The organism is Thermomonas sp. (assembly GCF_019104945.1).
Lineage (GTDB): Bacteria > Pseudomonadota > Gammaproteobacteria > Xanthomonadales > Xanthomonadaceae > Thermomonas.
Genome location: NZ_JAHRWW010000027.1, coordinates 48,560 through 66,621, shown reverse-complemented (window position 1 = coordinate 66,621; position 18,062 = coordinate 48,560). Strand labels below are relative to the sequence as shown.

At 57.9% G+C, this 18,062-nt stretch carries 16 protein-coding genes, 1 pseudogene and 1 riboswitch; of the genes and pseudogenes, 6 read left to right on the top strand and 11 right to left on the bottom strand.

Annotated elements, in window-relative coordinates; translation table 11 throughout:
• Positions 1–63: 63 nt before the first annotated feature.
• From KUL77_RS07460 to moaA, 7 genes are all read right to left on the bottom strand, one after another.
• The gene (locus tag KUL77_RS07460) at positions 64–414 is read right to left on the bottom strand and encodes a hypothetical protein (protein ID WP_297145186.1); all 351 of its coding nucleotides are present in this window, start codon (positions 412–414) and stop codon (positions 64–66) included.
• Complete coding sequence (locus tag KUL77_RS07455) at positions 411–965, bottom strand: molybdenum cofactor guanylyltransferase (protein WP_297145184.1); 555 nt, start codon at positions 963–965, stop codon at positions 411–413. Before KUL77_RS07455 ends, KUL77_RS07460 begins: the two co-directional genes overlap by 4 nt.
• Positions 952–1,434 carry a molybdenum cofactor biosynthesis protein MoaE gene (locus KUL77_RS07450; protein ID WP_297145180.1) on the bottom strand — a complete coding sequence of 161 codons (483 nt, stop codon included), beginning with the start codon at positions 1,432–1,434 and terminating at the stop codon, positions 952–954. Before KUL77_RS07450 ends, KUL77_RS07455 begins: the two co-directional genes overlap by 14 nt.
• Positions 1,435–1,437: 3 nt before the next feature.
• The gene (locus KUL77_RS07445) at positions 1,438–1,698 is read right to left on the bottom strand and encodes a MoaD/ThiS family protein (protein ID WP_297145176.1); all 261 of its coding nucleotides are present in this window, start codon (positions 1,696–1,698) and stop codon (positions 1,438–1,440) included.
• Complete coding sequence (gene glp / locus KUL77_RS07440) at positions 1,695–2,945, bottom strand: gephyrin-like molybdotransferase Glp (protein ID WP_297145173.1); 1,251 nt, start codon at positions 2,943–2,945, stop codon at positions 1,695–1,697. The genes KUL77_RS07445 and glp overlap by 4 nt, the downstream gene beginning before the upstream one ends.
• Positions 2,942–3,940, bottom strand: coding sequence for a bifunctional molybdenum cofactor biosynthesis protein MoaC/MoaB (gene moaCB / locus KUL77_RS07435; protein WP_297145170.1), 999 nt, complete (start codon positions 3,938–3,940; stop codon positions 2,942–2,944). The genes glp and moaCB overlap by 4 nt, the downstream gene beginning before the upstream one ends.
• 2 nt (positions 3,941–3,942) lie before the next feature.
• The gene (moaA, locus tag KUL77_RS07430; protein ID WP_297145168.1) at positions 3,943–4,923 is read right to left on the bottom strand and encodes a GTP 3',8-cyclase MoaA; all 981 of its coding nucleotides are present in this window, start codon (positions 4,921–4,923) and stop codon (positions 3,943–3,945) included.
• Positions 4,915–5,049: riboswitch (molybdenum cofactor riboswitch) on the bottom strand. Its footprint overlaps the gene before it by 9 nt.
• 100 nt (positions 5,050–5,149) lie before the next feature.
• Here moaA and KUL77_RS07425 point away from each other — a divergent pair.
• Positions 5,150–5,554, top strand: a complete 405-nt coding sequence (locus KUL77_RS07425) for a ribonucleotide reductase subunit alpha (protein WP_343231544.1) — start codon at positions 5,150–5,152, stop codon at positions 5,552–5,554.
• A gap of 22 nt (positions 5,555–5,576) precedes the next feature.
• Here the strand turns inward: KUL77_RS07425 and KUL77_RS07420 are convergent, their stop codons facing one another.
• Together KUL77_RS07420 and KUL77_RS07415 are read right to left on the bottom strand one after the other, a co-directional pair.
• On the bottom strand, positions 5,577–5,891 hold the full coding sequence (locus tag KUL77_RS07420) for a hypothetical protein (RefSeq protein ID WP_297145164.1): 315 nt from the start codon (positions 5,889–5,891) through the stop codon (positions 5,577–5,579).
• A gap of 144 nt (positions 5,892–6,035) precedes the next feature.
• Positions 6,036–6,317 carry a hypothetical protein gene (locus KUL77_RS07415; protein ID WP_297145163.1) on the bottom strand — a complete coding sequence of 94 codons (282 nt, stop codon included), beginning with the start codon at positions 6,315–6,317 and terminating at the stop codon, positions 6,036–6,038.
• Positions 6,318–6,426: 109 nt separating this feature from the next.
• Between KUL77_RS07415 and KUL77_RS07410 the strand changes: the two are divergent.
• Together KUL77_RS07410 and KUL77_RS07405 are read left to right on the top strand one after the other, a co-directional pair.
• Positions 6,427–6,996: pseudogene (locus KUL77_RS07410) on the top strand (IS3 family transposase); the annotation flags it as partial.
• 39 nt (positions 6,997–7,035) lie between these two features.
• Positions 7,036–8,082, top strand: coding sequence for a LacI family DNA-binding transcriptional regulator (locus KUL77_RS07405; RefSeq protein WP_297145161.1), 1,047 nt, complete (start codon positions 7,036–7,038; stop codon positions 8,080–8,082).
• A gap of 4 nt (positions 8,083–8,086) precedes the next feature.
• On the opposite strand, the gene KUL77_RS07400 is transcribed toward KUL77_RS07405, so the two are convergent.
• Positions 8,087–9,790, bottom strand: a complete 1,704-nt coding sequence (locus KUL77_RS07400) for an alpha-amylase family glycosyl hydrolase (protein ID WP_297145236.1) — start codon at positions 9,788–9,790, stop codon at positions 8,087–8,089.
• 26 nt (positions 9,791–9,816) lie between these two features.
• Positions 9,817–11,307, bottom strand: a complete 1,491-nt coding sequence (locus tag KUL77_RS07395) for an MFS transporter (protein WP_297145159.1) — start codon at positions 11,305–11,307, stop codon at positions 9,817–9,819.
• Positions 11,308–11,456: 149 nt separating this feature from the next.
• On the opposite strand from KUL77_RS07395, the gene KUL77_RS07390 reads away from it, so the two are divergent.
• The 3 genes from KUL77_RS07390 to KUL77_RS07380 all read left to right on the top strand — a co-directional run bounded on the left by KUL77_RS07390 (position 11,457) and on the right by KUL77_RS07380 (position 18,051).
• Entirely contained in the window at positions 11,457–13,025 is a 1,569-nt protein-coding gene (locus tag KUL77_RS07390; RefSeq protein ID WP_297145157.1) for an alpha-glucosidase, read from the top strand.
• Positions 13,026–13,044: 19 nt separating this feature from the next.
• On the top strand, positions 13,045–15,072 hold the full coding sequence (locus KUL77_RS07385) for a glycoside hydrolase family 97 protein (protein ID WP_297145233.1): 2,028 nt from the start codon (positions 13,045–13,047) through the stop codon (positions 15,070–15,072).
• A 198-nt stretch (positions 15,073–15,270) separates the two neighbouring features.
• The gene (locus KUL77_RS07380; RefSeq protein ID WP_297145155.1) at positions 15,271–18,051 is read left to right on the top strand and encodes a TonB-dependent receptor; all 2,781 of its coding nucleotides are present in this window, start codon (positions 15,271–15,273) and stop codon (positions 18,049–18,051) included.
• Positions 18,052–18,062 lie beyond the last annotated feature (11 nt).

The window sequence follows — 18,062 nt, the reverse complement described above, 5'->3', positions numbered from 1 at the left end:
GCTTTTTGATTGGTATCAAATTTTGAGGGCGAGCCCAGGCTCGTTAATGTTTCTTGTGAAACTTTAGTCGCGCTTTTTTCCGCCCCGGCTGCGCACGCTGTCGCGTACGTCAACTTCGATCTCTACCTGCAGCGTTTCATTTTGGCCAACGTTAATGGGGAACTCTAGTCCGTGGCGATTGGGTAGGGTGGCGACATAGTCCTGCAGTGGGCGCTGAGGTAGGTGGAACCACCAGCAGCCGGAGCTGCCCACTAGGGTGGGTTCTACTTCCTTGGTCAAGCAGAGGTTGAAGCTGTAGGCCACGGTGGGCGTAATGCGGGTGAGGTTGCTGACTTCGCCGCCGGCGAGTAATTGGGCGAGTTCGTGTTCGCTGATACGCAGACGCAAGGTTTGCTGTTGCAGTTGCACCTTCATGCCGTTGCCTCCTGCCACTGTTCCGGGGTGTTGACGTTATGCAGCTGCGCCAAAGCGCCTTCTGGAATGGCGAGGAATTGCCCCTGCAGCGCGGCGTGTAGGGCGTGCAGCGAGCGTTCGCGTGGTGGGCGCTGGGCGCAGGTGCTCAAGAACTGGCGTGATGTGGCGTCTAACTGCAGGCGCATCGGCAGCATGTGTTCGGCATAGCACAGGCAGTGTTCAGGGCGCTGGGCGAGGGTGGTGAGCAATTCTGGCGTGAGTTGCGGCATATCCACCGGAACAATCAGGAGTGGGCCATCGGGGAGCGCGCTCGCCACACTGGTGAGCCCGCCCAAGGGGCCAAGCTCGGAAATAAGATCAGGAATGCCATTTTCTTCCGGATAATTTCCGCTTACTACCACGCGCTGTGCACCTGCAGCGTGCAACAGGGCTTGCATATGCTGCAGCAGAGGCTTGCCCTGCCAAAGCAGGGCGGCTTTGTCTTGGCCCATACGGCTGGAGCGGCCGCCCGCCAGCACAAGCCCGGTCCACATTGGCTCAGGCGTGGTCATGCTGGGCGTGTGCGCTGTCGGTGTGTTCGCAGAGTGAGCAGCCTTCGCTCCAGATGCTATCGCCGTCGATGTAGTGCTCTTGCTTCCAGATCGGGCTGGTGTGTTTCACCGCTTCCACCACTTGGCGGCAGGCGCGGAAGGCTTCATCGCGGTGCGGGGTACCGGCGGCCACTACCATTGCCAGATCGCCAAGACCTAACCGGCCCTTGGCGTGGCCGATGTAGAGTTTGAGTTTGCCGCCGAAGTCGTGCTCGGCGCGTGCGGCGATGTCGGCAAAACCATTGAGCGCCAACGGCACGAACATGTCGTAGCTGATGCCGGTGACATCGCGGCCCACGTTGAAGTCGCGTACGCGGCCAACAAACAGCGTGATGCCGCCGAATGCAGGGTCGGAAACGAAGTCCAGAGCGGCGGCGGGGTCGAGTTTGCCTTCGGCAATGTCCACAACGGTGCAGTGGTGGGCGCTCATGGTTTAGCCTCCGCTGACCGGCGGCAGCACCGCCATTTTGCCATCGGCGGGAATGGCGTCGGTGTCGCGCAGCACGGCCTTTTCACTAGCAAATGCGGAGTATTTCAGCAGCTTTGGGCAGAACTTGGGCCAGTGCGCGTTGCCGTAGGCTTCTAGCGCATGGCGCAGGTCGGTGATGGTGGCGCCATCACTCAGTTCCAGTTCTACCAAGGGGTCGGGTTGGTGGTCGCGAAACGCGCCAAACAGTTTGACTTCAACCTTCATGCGGTGTGTCCTTCTAGTTGCAGGCCAAGCAGATGCCCAAGCCCATACACGTCCACCAGCGCGCCTTCTGCGAGGTCTTGCGCTTGCTCGTCAATCACGATCCATGCATTGCTGTGGATCAGCGGCGCGATGCGGAATGATTCCTGCCCGGGCAGCACCCGCGCTTCCAGTTGGCCGGTGCTGCTGATGCCCACGCGGCCTTTAAGGTGGAAGCGCAGTGCGTGGCGCTTACGGTAGGGTGTGCTTAGTGGCAGGCGCAGCGGGCGTTCTGGCGCAAGCCCGATGAGTGCACGCAGCGCAGGTTCAACAAAAAAGCGCAGCCCCACCGCACTGGACACGGGGTTGCCGGGTAGGCCAAAAAAGAGTTGGCCGCCGGGCAGGGTGGCAAACAGCAGCGGTTTGCCGGGGCGAATGCGGACTTTATGAAAATGCAGGGTTGCGCCGAGGCTACGCAGTGCGTCGGGGACGAAATCGTAGCGCCCCATCGATACCGCACCCGTACTTAGCACCACGTCGGCACCGGCCGCGAGCGCACGCTGGAGCGTAGCTAAAAAGGAGTCGGCATCGTCGCTCACCGTTTCGCGCAGCGCCACGGACGCGCCCGCGTCCTGCAGACGCTGGGCAAGATAGGGGCCATTGCTATTGCGAATCTCGCCAGAGCTCAGCGGCTGCGCGGGGTCATCCACTAACTCGCGGCCAGTGTTGATGAGCGCCACTTTGGGCGCGCGCCGCGCGGTGACTTCAGCCACGCCAAGAGAGGCTAAGAGCATCAATTCGGGGGCTGAAAGGCGGGTGCCTGCACGCAGGGTGATATCGCCCTTGCGCACGTCTTCGCCATGCAAACGCACATGTTGGCCTGGCGGTACGTCGGCCAATAGGCGAATGCGCGTCGGTTTGCCGCTGGCATCGCTGGAGAGAATTTCTACCTGTTCAACCGGAATCACTGCGTTCAGGCCGTCGGGTAGGCGCGCGCCGGTCATGATTTCCCACGCGCCGCCGCTTGCCTGCGTGTGCAGATCGCCTGCGGCCTGCGCACCGGCCACCGGATAGGCTGTTCCAGCGGTGGCACCTGCAGCGTCCACGCACAGCGCAAACCCGTCCATAGCCGAGTTATCGAAGGGCGGCAGATCTTCGCCGCTGCGCACGTCCTCGGCCAGCACTTGGCCCTGCAGCGGCAGGCCACGCTGTACGGGCAGTGCGAGTGTTTCGCGCAAAATAATGCTGAGTGCTTCGGAATAGCCGATCATGGGTGTTGGCCACCGTCGATCATTGCGAGTGCATGGGCCAGTAGGGGGGCGAGGATGTCCATGCATTGCTGCGCGGCGCGTGGGCTGCCCGGCAGGGCGATGACCAGCATCTGCCCCACTTGCACCACCTCGGCGCGGCTGAGCCAGGCAAGCTGGGTGTGCTTGGCGCTTTCGCTGCGGATCATTTCGGCTAGGCCGTCCACGCGGCGGTCGGCCACTAGCTGCAGGGCTTCAGGGGTTACGTCGCGCGCGCCAAGGCCAGTGCCGCCGGTGCATAGGCACAGCCGCAGGCCTTGGTCTGTCAGCTTGCGCAGACGTTCAGTCAACGGGTCAAGGCCATCTGGGAGCACCTCAATATGCGTCACATCTGCATTTAATTTGCGCAAGGCCTCCACCAGCACGGGGCCAGAGCGGTCTTCATAGTGGCCTTCGCTGGCGCGGTCGCTGAGGGTGATGACCGCGCAGGGTACGCCTGCAAGCGGTGCCAACGGGCGCGGCTGGTAGTGCGCGCGTTCGTCCTCGGTCATACCGTCTGGGTGGATCCACAGCCCCTTCTTGCCGCCTTCCTTAAAGAGCAGGCGGATCGCTGAGATCGACAGTGCTGGCTCCACCGGCTTGGTCAGGTCGTACAGTGTGAGCAGGGCCGCATTGACCCCCGCCAGTGCTTCCATTTCCACGCCAGTACGCGCTTCCAGAGCGCATTCGCAATACACACGGATGGCGTGGCGTTCGGGCACCGGCACGCAGCGCACCCGCACTAGTTCCAATGAAATGGGGTGGCACAGCGGCATCAGCATGGAGGCCATTTTGGCGCCCTGCAGGCCAGCAATTTCTGCCATCACCAGCGCATCGCCCTTGGGTAGGCGGCGTTCGATCACGGTGGCAAAGGCTTCGGCACCGGGCAGAAATTCGCCCACCGCCACCGCACGGCGACGGGTGGGGCGCTTATTGCGGATGTCGGCCATATAAAAGGCCGCGTCGCGTTGTTGGGTCATGGTTAGCCGCCGATGGAAGCAAGGTGAGGAGTGATGCCGGTTTGCCCTTGATGCAGGCCATGTCCGGCGGCTTTTAGCCCGAGTTGGGTGGCGATTTTTGCCACCAAGGCATCGTGGTCGGCATCAGACTGCAACAGGGGGCGCAGCGGGATGCCAAAATCACCGAACAGGCATAGCCGCAGGTCGCCGCGCGCGGTAACGCGTAGGCGGTTGCAGCCCGCGCAGAAGTCTTTGGAATAGGGGGCAATGATGCCGATACGCCCTTGGTAGTTTGGGTGGGCGTATTCGCGCGCAGGCCCAGCGTCGGGCGCGCGTGGGGTTTGCGTCCAGCCGTTTTGAATCAGCTGCTCTTCCAGCGCCTCGGCGCGGTAGTGGTGGCGTTCAAAATAGTCTTTGTTATCGCCGGTGCGCATCAGCTCGATAAAGCGAATTGCGATATCGCGCTCGCGCAGGTACTCCATCCATGCCGGTAGCTCGTCGTCATTCAGGCTGCGCAGCAGTACGGCGTTGAGCTTAACGGCATCAAAGCCCAGCCCCAGCGCCATTTCCACGCCTTTTGTGACTTCGGCAAAACGGTCGTGGCCGGTAATCGCGGCAAAGCGCGCCGGTTGCAGGCTATCAAGGCTTACATTCAGTGCGGTTAGCCCGGCTTCGCGCCAAATACCAACGTGTTTCGGCAGCAGGCAGCCGTTGGTGGTGAGGGCGATTTTAGAGACGCCGGGGGCGGAGGACACCGCCGCGATAATCGAAGGTAGGTCTTTGCGCAGGCTGGGTTCACCGCCGGTCAGGCGGATTTTGCGCATTCCCAAAGCGGCAAACGCGCGCACGAGGCGCTGAATTTCTTCTAAGGTAAGAAACGTTGGCCGTCCGTTGGCCTGATAACCATTCGGCAGGCAATAGCTGCAGCGGTAATTGCAGGCCTCGGTGAGCGAGAGCCGGAGGTAAGGGAAGGACCGGCCGAAGCCGTCCACAAGGGTTGCCATGTTGTGCTCCAGTCCAAATACGGGAGGCTGGGTTGTTTCCAATTCCGGCCCGGTAGCCCGAGGGCTACGGCCCGTCTGCCATATTCGTAAGAACTTAGGCAGGCGGGCTTGGAGGTATTGCTTGAGGGAAGATTAGCCCCTCTCGGGCGAGGCGTGTTTGATCGCAGTCAATTTTTCTCGCCCCATCTGCATGTACCCTTATGCCACAGTTCAGTGAGGCCAAATGATGTCGCTTTCTACGTTCCAAGACCTGCTCGATGCCGCCCATCAACAGCCTGAGCCGCAGCGCCTGCTGTTTGTGTTTGCCAAGGTGGAGCTACCGCAAAACGCCACGGCCGAGCAGATTGCACGGTTTGAAAGCCGCGAAGGTGGCACGCTTACGCCTAGCCTGTGTGTGGATAAAGCGCCAAGCGAAATCGCCAGTTTTGATGCGCTGGTGGCCGAGTCGGAAGCCACCGGGCAAACCTGGGATATGGTGTTTGTGGGCAGCCTTGCTGGCCGCGCCGGTGTTGCGCCCAGTGCCGATGAAGCCGCGCAGCCACTACGGTTTATGGTGAATGCGGTGAATAACGGCCAAGTGGCGCAGTTTGCGACGTTCGATCGCAGTGGCAACGTGCTGCAGTTCGGTTGATGGGTCTAGCGCGCTGACGGGCTTAGCCCGCCATCAGCGTGCGCAGCATTTGCAGGCCTAAAAAGAACACGATAAGCACGGTGTTGATCGCCCAAACAACGGTGAGGGCTTGCGCCATCACGCTATAGCGCGGGTCTTTGACGTTTGGGGCCGCTTTCCATACGGCGGGAACGATCCAGCTCGTGTAGCCAAGCAGCGCCGCCAGCAGCAGCAGCGTAAGGCCGGGGCGTTGGTGGTGATCCACCAGCCATGCAACGGCCAGCCACAGTAGGTTACTAGGCAACACGCCATACAGCCAGAACACCTTCCAAAGGGGGCTACGTTCGGGAAGCATCATTGCGCTAGTGGTCTGCATGAGAGGGACGAGTTAGGGCGTTGAGGGCAGCATAGCACCGGCTTAAAAATTGCGTAATGGCGTGTGCTAAGCACTTTGAAATAAGTGCTTAGCACATTTCAAAAGATGGCGTTGTTCAGGCCCCAATTAGTCCACTTGTGATGCAGACCAAATAACCCGAATGCCGAAGTGTGGCTGAAATTCATACTCAACGGCAGGATATTTTTCAGTTGAGGTGCCTCTACGATTTTTTTCTTGCTTATTCTCGGCTGACGCTTGTTGCGTACTTTTCTTCATAGGGACTGCATTTTCAGTCGTAGGGGATGCGCCTCTAGCCGTGTTTTTAGTGTTGCTTGAGTTTTGTGAATAAGAAATGCTTGGGAAGAGGACTGATAAGAATATTAAAAGGGAGGTGACTTTGAGAGACATGAGAGTCATTTATTAGTGATATGTGGTCGTTATTTTTACATAAGTGACGCTATAAGTCATGTTTGATGTAAAAATTACCTGATTAGTGCGAACTGGGTCTGTCTGCCAAGTGAAGTCCGCGTTCCATGCACGTAAAGGCCGTGCCGGTGCCCCGCGGCTGGCGCGCCATCTTGCGCGTGGTCGGCGCCAAGTGGCGCAAAGCCTGCGCCGACAAGGCCTGCGCGCCAAAGCCGCACGCAAGTACAAGGCAACGACGAACGCGAACCATACGCTGCCCGTGGCGGAGAATCTGTTGCAGCAGGACTTCACAGCGCAGCGTCCCAATCAGGTTTGGGTGGGTGACATCACCTACATCTGGACCGACGAAGGTTGCTCACAAGAGCACCGCACGTTGTTGGAACAGCACGGCTTGATTGCCAGTATGAGCGCCAAAGGGAATTGTTACGACAATGCAGCAATGGAAAGCTGGAGCCATAGCCTGAAGGTCGAAGCGATCCATGGTGAGCGCTTCGCAACGCGCGAACAAGCACGCGCACATGTGTTCGAGTACATCGAGCTGGACTACAATCGAAACCGGCTACATTCGACGCTGGGCTATCTCAGCCCAGAGCAGTTCGAACTAGCCATGCTGCTTAGGCGGGTGTCCGAAAAACAGGGGCAAGATCATGGCGCTCTATAGCGCAAAAAGTGAAGGGCGCAACCGCGTGTGTGCCGCGCAATGACCGACCATCGCCGCTCGCGCAAGAAGAAGCGGATCACCTCGCTGGATATCGCCCATCGTGCAGGCGTGTCGCAGGCGACGGTATCGCGCGTACTGGCGGGTAGCCCTTTAGTGAATGCTGAAACGCGGCAGCGCGTAGAAGATGCGGTGCGTGAACTAAATTACAAAGTCGATCGGCATGCGTCCAGTCTGCGCACGCAGCGTGCAGGCACGCTAGCGCTGCTACTGTTTGAAGACCCGACCCCGGATGATTCGCATATCAACCCGTTCTTCCTGTCGATCTTAGGTTCGATCACTCGCGCCTGCTCAAAGCATGGGCATGACTTGCTGGTGTCGTTTCAGCAACTCTCGGACGACTGGCACGCCGACTACGAAGACAGCATGAAAGCCGATGGGCTTATTTTATTGGGCTACGGTGATTACTTGGCCTATGAGAGCACGCTTGCGCGGCTGGTTGAACAAGGAACGCATTTCGTGCGCTGGGGGCATGTGTTTCCCGAACAGCCGGGGATCACCATCGGCTGTGACAATGCCGCGGGTGGGGCGCTGGCCGGGCGGCATTTATTGGAACGCGGGCGTAAGCGCATTGCCTTCTTAGGCGATGCAACGTCGCGCTTTCCTGAGTTTCACGCACGCTATCTTGGTTGTGATGCGGCGCTGCGCGAGCAGGGCTTGCAGCTAGACTCAGCGCTACAGGTGGATGCGATTAGTACTGAAGAAGCGGGCTATGAGGCCGCTAAAGCACTCTTGGCACGTGGGCATGCATTTGACGCCATTTTCGCAGCCAGTGACTTGATCGCCATCGGCGCGCTGCATGCGCTGAAAGAAGCTGGGCTGCGTGTGCCAGAGGATGTGGCCATTGTTGGTTTCGATGGCACACCGATGGCGCGCTTCTCTAACCCACCACTGACCACGGTGGTGCAAGACACCCAGCGCGCTGGGGAACTGCTCGTGCAAACGCTGTTGCAGCTGGTGCGCGACCTGCCGGTGCAAGGGCAGGTATTGCAGCCAACGCTTGTTGTGCGTGCATCAAGCGGCGGCTAGTCGGCTAGTGGGGTAGGCGCGCGCGACGCATGGCTTGCTCAAGTGCCGCGGTCAGTGCGGGCGCGGTGATCGGGGCATTCAATAGAAACACTTTTACGTCATGAGCCGGCACACTAATACCGAGTGACTGGCCTTGTTTTAGCTCAAGCGTGGTTCCGTCCAGTGCGGATTGCCAGTGGCCCGGTTGAAGCAGTGTGTCGATAGTAAATGCGGCTGCGTCGTCGCCCTTATTGAGAAGCACCAGTGCGGTTTGCGTAACGCCTTGGTGTTGATAGACGCGGTAAAACGCGGCGCGGTTGCCTTCAAGTTGCAGGTTGATCTGCAGCCCGCGCTGTAATGCAGGCGAGTGTGCACGCACATTGGCGATGCGTGTGAGCGCGCTGCGAATGGGGCTTGTCTTGGCTTGTTCGATACCTTCAGTGCCAAAGTAATTTCGATTTCCACCGTGCTCTGGGCGGCCGCGCATAAAGCCCATTTCCGAGCCGTAGTAAATCACCGGAATGCCGCGTGCGGTGAACAGCCAGTTGTGCGCATCGATGAAGCCCGCATCGGTGGCATCTAGGCGTGGCATATCGTGGTTGTCGTAAAACGTGGCGAGGTCATAGGGGTTCGCATACGGGCCGTTTTCCAAATGCAGACTCTCGCGTATGCGTTCGAAGCCTGCCTGCTTATGGCCAAAGATTTCTTCCATCGCCTGCTTCATGGGGAAGTCAAGCACACTGGTTTCACCGTGGCCGGGCAATGTATGGCGTGCAATGGTCTTGGCGTTGTAATCAAACGCTTCACCAAACATAAAAAAGCCTGGGTGCTTGCTGCGGATGCGTGTCGTAAACCGTTGCCAAAATGCATCGGGCATCCACGCGATGGTGTCGATACGGAATGCGTCAGCGCCTTGTTCGATCCACTGCTCGTAAGCACCGGCTAAATAATCCAATACGGCAGGATTGTGCTCATTAAAATCGGAGAGTTGGGCAAGATTACCGTCGAAAATTGAGCCGTTGGCGCCATCTACTGGGCCACGTGTATTGTAAAAACGCTGCAAGGGATGCTGGGCAGGATCAAGCTGCTCCGGTGGCAGGTTTTGATGATCGGCAATCAGGACATTGTGTTGGTCGTAAATTTTGCCGAACTTGGGTTGATTAAACGCCATGCCCCATGCGGGCGAGCCGTGGTTGCCTACGATGTCGAGGACGAGCTTTAATTTTTTGGCGTGCATCGCGTTGGCAAGGTCACGAAAGCTCATATCTGGGCTGGGGAGATGCTCATCGACCTTGTAGAAGTTGACACCCCAATAGCCGTGATAGCCGGTTTTCCCTTTGTCGGCCAAAATGCCGCCGCAGCTGGGTGCAGTGCCGCCAGTGAAACTTTGATCGGGGTTGTCCACGATGGGCGTGATCCACACGGAGGTGAAGCCCATCTCTTGAATGTAGCCAAGGTGATCGGCAATGCCTTTGAAGTCGCCACCGAGGTAGCCGATATTGCCTGCCACGCCGTTGCAAGGCGCAAGTGGGATATCAAAGGTGTGCAGTGCACCGCCTTGGTCGCGCTGGTCGTTAGATGTGTCGCCATTGACGAAGCGGTCGGTCATGACGAAGTACACCGCTTCGCTGGCGAAAGGTTCTAGCGTGCCGTAATACTCTTTGCTGGGAGGGTTGGACGCTGTCGCTGCACAGGCGGCCAGCAGGCTACAGGCAAGGGTGGTAAGCATAGGCATTGTGCGCATTCAAAAAATCCTTAAACCGATGGTTCAGAGGCTAGGCGAACGCGTAGTACGCATAGCCCTGCAACGATCATGCTGGCGCCGCCAATCGCAAGCGCATTGATGGGATGGCCGTCGAGAAGCGTTTTCAATATGAAGCCCAGCAAGCTGGCAGCAACAAGCTGAGGAATGACGATAAAGAAATTGAAGATGCCCATATAGGTGCCCATCTTCGCGGCAGGCACTGAGTCCGACAGCATGGCGTAGGGGAGAGAGAGGATCGAGGCCCAAGCAAAGCCCACACCCACCATAGAGAGTAGTAGCCAGTGCGGGTCGCGGATCCAGCTGATGGAGAGCAGGCCTAGACCACCCAGTACGGCGTTGATGAGGTGGCTTCCGCGCAGGCCGAAGCGCCGCGCCATCCATGGGATGACCATCGCGGCCAGCGCGGCAAACCCGTTATAGGCAGCAAACAGTACGCCTACCCAGTTAGCCCCCGCGTTGTAGGCAGCCGATGCCGGGTCGGTGCTACCAAAGTGTGTTTCAGTCACCGCCGCAGTGGTGTAGATCCACATGGCGAATAGCGCGAACCAAGAGAAAAATTGCACGACAGCGAGCTGCGTCATTGCTGGGGGCATATCGCGAACGTCGTCGAGGATGCGGGTAAATGCATTGTCCGCACGCAAGAAGGTGCGAAGCAAAAACGCTGCACCAAAGCCGCAGAGTAGGCCGGAGAGGATGTAAAGCGCTTTATCAAGTGCGCGGCTTTCTACGAAAGCAGCAAGCAGTAATCCGCAGGCAATGGCGAGGGCCGCCAATGTGCGTACCCATCCCTCGCCGCCAGCTCGGCGTGGTTGGGGCGGGGCTTCGTCCCAGTGGGCCAATTGTTCTGGCGGGTACTCGCGGGTGCGAAGCACGGTCCAACTAATGGCCGCGAGCAGTGCAACACCACCCGCATAAAACGCATAGCGCACGGTGTTGGGGATTTCACCCGCAGCGGCGGTATTGCTCACGCCGAATTTTTCCAGCAAATAAGGCAACAGACTGGCCACCACCGAGCCGACACCGATAAAAAAACTTTGCATGGCAAAGCCGGTAGGGCGCTGGGAAGTGGGGAGCTGGTCGCCAACGAAGGCGCGGAAAGGCTCCATCGACACATTGATAGACGCGTCCAGCACCCACAGCATGCCCGCTGCAATCCATAGCGATGGCACGTTAGGGAATATAAACAGCGCAAGCGATGACAGTACGGCACCAATTAAGAAATACGGACGGCGTCTGCCCAAGCGTGTCCACGTGCGATCAGAGCAATAGCCGATGAGGGGCTGCACCAGCAGACCCGTCAATGGCGCTGCCACCCAGAGGATGGGGATGTTGTCCATGCTTGCGCCGAGGGTTTGAAAAATTCGGCTGACATTGGCGTTTTGCAAAGCAAACCCAAACTGGATGCCGAGAAAGCCGAAGCACATATTCCAGATTTGCCAGAACGTCAGCTGTGGTTTGGTGGCGGTGGCATTGGTGTGCATGGGTTCCCCTGTCCCGTTGAAGCGTCTGCACTAGATATAGCGCAGCTTAGCCTGACTTGGTCTTGTAAACGTATTCAAGCGGCTCACCCTCTACAAATGCGGCGATTCACCGGCATAGTCCACTCTCAAGGCAAGGATGTGGAGCAACGATGACAGTGCAGAACTGGTGGCGCGGTGCGGTGATCTATCAGATCTACCCGCGTAGCTTTCTCGACACCAACGGCGATGGTGTGGGTGACCTGCCGGGTATTGATGAGCGGCTAGATTATGTCGCCTCCCTAGGTGTGGACGCCATTTGGGTTTCACCGTTCTTTACTTCACCCATGGCGGATTTTGGATACGACATCGCCGATTTTCGCTGCGTTGATCCGCTGTTTGGAACGCTGGAAGATTTTGATCGCGTCTTGGAGAAAGCGCATCGCCTTGGGCTGAAGGTGATGGTTGATCAGGTGTTGGGGCACTGCTCTAGCGAGCACGCATGGTTTCGTGAGAGCAGGCAAAACCGCAGCAACCCCAAAGCCGATTGGTTCGTCTGGGCAGACGCCAAGCCCGACGGGACCCCGCCGAATAACTGGATGTCGATTTTTGGCGGCGTCGCGTGGACGTGGGAGCCGCGCCGTGGACAGTATTACTTGCACAATTTCCTATCCTCGCAGCCCGCACTGAACTTTCATAACCCCGCCGTGCGTCAGGCGCAGTTGGATAATTTGAAGTTCTGGCTCGATCGCGGTGTGGATGGGTTTCGGCTGGATTCAATCAATTTCCCGTTTCACGACGCCCAGCTGCGCGATAACCCGCCCAAACCCGCCGAGCTACGCACCGGACGTGGGTTTAGCGCCGATAACCCTTATGCCTTTCAGTACCACATTTACAACAACACCCAGCCAGAAAATTTGGGGTTGCTAGAAGACGTGCGCGCCCTGATGGACAGTTACCCCGATGTGGGCGCGGTAGGGGAGATTTCGTCAGAAGATTCACTTGCGACAACGGCCGAATACTGCACCTCGAAGCGCTTGCACATGGGTTATAGCTTTGAGCTACTCACTGAAGAGTTCAGCGCTGCCTATATACGGCAAACGGTAGAGGCTTTGGAAGCAAAAATGTTGGAAGGCTGGCCCTGCTGGGCCATTTCCAATCACGACGTGCAGCGTGCGGTGACGCGCTGGGGTGGTGAAAACCCTGACCCGGCACTTGCAAAAATGTTGGTGGCATTAGTGTGCTCGCTGCGTGGTTCGGTATGCCTTTTCCAAGGCGAAGAGTTGGGGCTTCCGGAAGCTGAAGTGCCTTTTGAAGCGCTGCAAGATCCTTATGGAAAAGCGTTTTGGCCGAACTTCAAAGGCCGCGATGGCTGCCGCACACCGATGCCGTGGACGAGCACGGGTGATGCCGGATTTAGCCAGAACAAACCTTGGCTGCCGGTGCCTCCGGCGCATCGCTTGCTTAGCGTTTCGGTGCAAGAAGACGACGCAGGCTCCACCTTGCATGCAGTTCGTAAGTTCTTGCACTGGCGTAAAACACAGCCTGCTTTGTTGACGGGAGCGATTCATTTCGTTGATGCACCAGCGCAGCTATTGGCGTTTGTGCGCGAGCACCCGGAGCAGCGCTTGTTGATGGTCTTCAACCTGTCTGCGGATGAGGTGCAGTGGTCAACACCCATTGCCGGTGAACTATGTGTCCCCGCCTACGGCGTGGCCTGCGTGCCATTAGATGAAAGGTGAAGTGATGAAGCGATTGCAAATGGCCTTGGCGTTCGCGCTCCTGCTCTCCAATACGGTGTGGGCGGAACAGGTGGCGCAAGTCGCGTCACCCGATGGGCGCATCAATGTGCAGCTGGATGTGGATGGCGACGGCAGAATCAGTTATCGCGTGCTGCGTGATGGCGTGCCTGTTATTGCAGAGTCGCGCCTTGGCCTGCGTTTGCGTAATGGCCCGCATCTATTGGGAGGGTTTGCACTCACGCAAAAAACCACGACACCGTTTGATGAAACGTGGGAGCAGCCATGGGGGGAGCGCCGCTTTGTGCGCAACCACTACAACGAGCTGCATGCGGCGTTTGTTGAAAAGCAGCGCGGCAAGCGGCGCATGGATGTGGTGTTTCGTGTCTATGACGATGGTCTCGGGTTCCGCTATGAATTTCCACAACAACCCGCGCTGAAAAATCTGGAAATCCAAGACGAATACACCGAGTTTGCGATTGCAAAACCTGCAACCGCGTGGTGGATTCCGGCGGGCGAATGGAACCGCTACGAGTATCTGTATAACCGCACGCCGCTAGTCGAAGTATCGCAGGCGCATACACCGATCACACTGCGCACAGATTCTGGGTTACACCTCTCGATCCACGAAGCCGCACTGGTGGACTACGCCTCCATGTGGCTGCGCCGCAGCGAAGGCCAGCGGCTGCGAGCGGAGCTGGCGCCGGGAGGCGAGCAAGGCGTGAGCGTGGTACGCACCTTGCCATTCCATTCGCCATGGCGAAGCGTGCAAATCAGCGAGTATGCGGGTGGATTGGTGGAATCCAGCCTTATTCTCAACCTCAATGAGCCCAATAAATTGGGCGATGTGAGCTGGTTCAAACCATCGAAATATGTGGGCGTGTGGTGGTCGATGCATTTGAATCAAGACACTTGGGGCACTGGGCCCAGGCACGGCGCAACCACAGAAAACACCAAGCGCTATATCGATTTTGCCGCTGATAACGGTTTTCGTGGTGTGTTGGTGGAGGGCTGGAACCCCGGTTGGGATGGTGATTGGTTTGCCAATGGCTGGGGTTTTGATTACACAAAATCGACGGCCGATTTTGATTTGCCTGCATTGTCCGCGTATGCCGCCAAGAAAGGTGTGCATCTAATTGGCCATCATGAAACCGCTTGTGCGGTGAGCCATTACGAACGCCAACTTGGGGCAGCGTTTGATCTATATGCACGCAACGGCGTGGATGTGGTGAAGACCGGCTATGTTTGCGATGCGGGACAAATCGAGCGGCAGGATGCTAAAAATGGCCCGGTTGTGCGGGAATGGCACGATGGCCAATGGATGAGCAACCACCACTTGCGCGTGGCAGAAGAAGCGGCGAAGCGCCATATTGCGATCAACGCGCATGAGCCGATTAAAGACACCGGGCTGCGGCGCACCTACCCCAACTGGATCGCCCGTGAAGGCGCACGTGGGATGGAGTACAACGCTTGGGCAGTGCCGCCAAACCCGCCGGAGCATGAGGTCAATCTCGTGTTCACGCGCATGCTTGCAGGGCCAATGGATTACACGCCGGGTGTGCTGAGTTTGACCGGACGCAATGGGCAGGAAATCCCCAGCACGTTGGCGCGGCAGCTCGCGCTTTACGTTGGGCTCTATAGCCCCATCCAGATGGCAGCGGATTTGCCCGAGCACTATGCCGCACATGCCGACGCGTTCCAGTTTATTAAGGATGTGGCCGTGGACTGGGACGACACCAAGGTGCTCGCAGGTGAAGTGGGTGAGTACGTAGCGATTGCGCGTAAGCAGCGCGGCGCGCCTGCTTGGTTCATTGGGGCGATGAATGACCGTAACCCGCGCACGCTGGCACTTCCGTTGGCCTTCCTCGATGTAGGCAAAACCTATCGTGCCGAAATTTATCGCGATGGTGATGGCGCAGATTGGAAGGGCGAGGCGCGCTTCAAATTTGTTCGCGAATCCAAAACGGTGACAAGCCGTGATGTGCTCAGTCTTTGGCTTGCAGGTGGCGGCGGTGCAGCGGTGCGTTTCGTTCCGATAGACGCGTCTTAATTGCATCGGCAAAGAGTTTTGTAGGGGATTTGTCGAGATTTTTGCTGGTTGCTGCAATGAATACGTATGCAGGTTCTTTTGTTTGCCCGCGACCTGTCACACCATCGTGGTGTTCATGCAATCACGAAAATTGCGGGAAAAAAACGCGGGTGACATAGGACTACCCGAATCTTGGTTTAGCATTTTCTGGAGGGGAAGATGGTGCAGTTAAAGCGAAATTTATTGAGCGTGGCGCTCGCTTCGGCAGCGCTGATGTTGACGATGCAAGTGCACGCGCAAGAGGCGCAAACCGACGCGCAAAACACATCGGCGAAAGCCAAGAAGAAAGCGGACGACGCGAAGAATCTTGATACGGTTGTTGTCACCGGTATCCGTGGGGGTATCGAACGCGCCATCGACATCAAGAAGGACGCTACGTCTATTGTTGAAGCCGTGTCCGCCGAGGATATCGGCAAGCTGCCCGACGTCAGCATTGCTGAATCTATTGCCCGTCTTCCTGGTCTTGCCGCGCAGCGTGTTGCTGGGCGTGCGCAGGTCATCAGCGTGCGCGGTTTGTCGCCCGACTTCGCCACAACCTTACTCAATGGTCGTGAGCTGGTGAGCACCGGCGATAACCGCAGCGTAGAGTTCGACCAATATCCGTCGGAACTGATGGCGGGTGTCACCGTGTATAAAACACCCGATGCGGCGCTCGTAGGGCAGGGGCTCTCCGGCACGATGGATATGCGCACCGTGCGCCCGCTGAACTACGACAAGCCGGTGTTTGCCATCAGTGGCCGCTGGCAGCGCAGCTCACTAGGATCGGCAGCCAATGAAGGGGCCACGGGCAATCGCTTCAACGCCAGTTACATTGGGCAGAATGCGGCGCGCACCGTTGGCTTTGCGATTGGCTATTCGCATTCCGATACGCCAGTGCAAGAAGATCAGGTGGGCCTATACGAGCCTTGGCAGGCGATTGGTGCCAATTGGCGTCCTGGGGTCAATGCGGGGACTTACTATTCTGACGGCATCAAGGCGCTACGCCGCACTGGTTACACCAAGCGCGATGGCGTGATGGGTACGTTGGAAGTGCGCGCCAGTGAAACGTGGATCAGCACGCTCGACGTGTTCCATTCGCAGGCAAAGCAAGAGAACACTGCCAATCAGTTTGAAGTGCATATCGGTGACTACAACGGCAACTTCGGTCGCCTTGATATGATCGGCGCACAAGTCAATGGCAACAATACATTCACCGGTGGTACGGCGAATAACGTCTATCCGTTGGTGCGTGGGATGTACAACAAGCGCAAAGACACCATCGATGCGGTGGGCTTTAAGAACGAATGGTTCTTCAGCAATGGCTTCAAGCTCACTGCCGATGCGTCGTGGTCGCGCGCCAAGCGTGATGAGCTGAACCTTGAGAACAATACCCAGCTGATGCCGCAGCCGCAGCTCGATTCGGTGCAGCTCACGATCAACCAAAATGGCTTTTCACAGATCAAGCCAGGCTTTGATTACTCCGACCCAACCAAGCTATATCTAGCCAACACCATCTATGGCTCGGGCTACGGCAAGGTGCCAAGTGTCAAAGACGAGCTGAAGGGCTTCCGCCTTGATTTGGGAACCCCCGTTCCGGCAGCGTTGGAGAATGCGTTCTCTGGGATCAAGCTGGGTTTGAACTATGCCGATCGCAGCAAGGATAAAAAGCAGCCCGAGGGTAATATCAATGTGGGCGCGCAGGGCGATACGCCAGTAGGTGCTGACCTGCAATATGGGCTGGTGGACTTGAGCTTTGCAGGCATTGGCTATATCCCTTCGTGGAATGTACCGGGTGCCGTGGACAAGTACATGACCTTCAACCCCACCGATAACACGGCGGCGTATTTGATCCCGAAGGCGTGGACGGTCAACGAAGCGATCAGTACGGCCTTCGTTCAAGGCAATATCGACACTATGTGGGGCGCGGTGCCGGTGCGCGGGAATATCGGTTTGCAAATTCAGCATACCGACCAATCGTCGGACTCGCGCGTGTGGGATAGCTCGCAGCCTGCAGGCCAAGAGATCCGCCCGTATAGCAATGGCAAGACCTATACCGACGTGCTGCCGAGTTTGAATCTCGCCTTCTCGCTGGCCGATGATCAAACCCTGCGTGTGGCGATGGCGCGGCAGGTAGCGCGTGCGCGCGTGGATCAACTGCGCGCCTCGGTAGAGTTTGGTGTGGACACGGCAACTGGTAAGCCGGGTGCGGGTGGCGGTAACCCCCTGCTTGATCCGTGGCGTGCCAATGCTTTCGATATTTCTTGGGAAAAGTACTTTGGCACCAAGGCTTATATCGCCGCGGCGTATTTCTATAAAGACCTCACCAGCTATATCTACACGCAAACCCGCGATGGCTATGACTTCACCGATCTGTTGCAAGGTTGGGTGCCGCCTGCAGGCATGACCGTGCCGGTGAAGACCCAAGGCACGATGAGCGCCCCGTTCAACGGCAAGGGCGGCAAGTTGCAGGGTATCGAGCTTACCGCCTCGCTGCCGCTGGATATGTTTGCACCAGCGCTGGAAGGGTTTGGCGTTGTGGCGAGCGCGAGCTTTAACGACAGCAGTGTGAAAATCCTAGACCCAGAAAGCGCAAGCAGCGTGGGGAATGATCCGATCTCGCTGCCGGGCCTCTCCAAGCGCGTGTTCAACTTCACTGCGTATTACGAGCGCAATGGCTTCGAGTTCCGCGTCAATAATCGTCGTCGCTCGGACTTTATTGGTGAGATCGGTAACTTCGACGGTGCGCGCATCCTGCGCTATGTCGTGGGTGAAAACATCACCGACGCGCAGGTGAGCTACACCTTCGGTGAAGGCAGTAGCTTGAAGGGCTTGAGCCTGCTGCTGCAAGCCAGCAACTTGGGTGACGAAGCCTATCGCACCTATTCGGGCAGCAAAGATCGCCCGCTGGAATACATCAAGTGGGGCCGCACGCTGCTGTTAGGTGCCAGCTACAAGTTCTGATGTTATGAGTG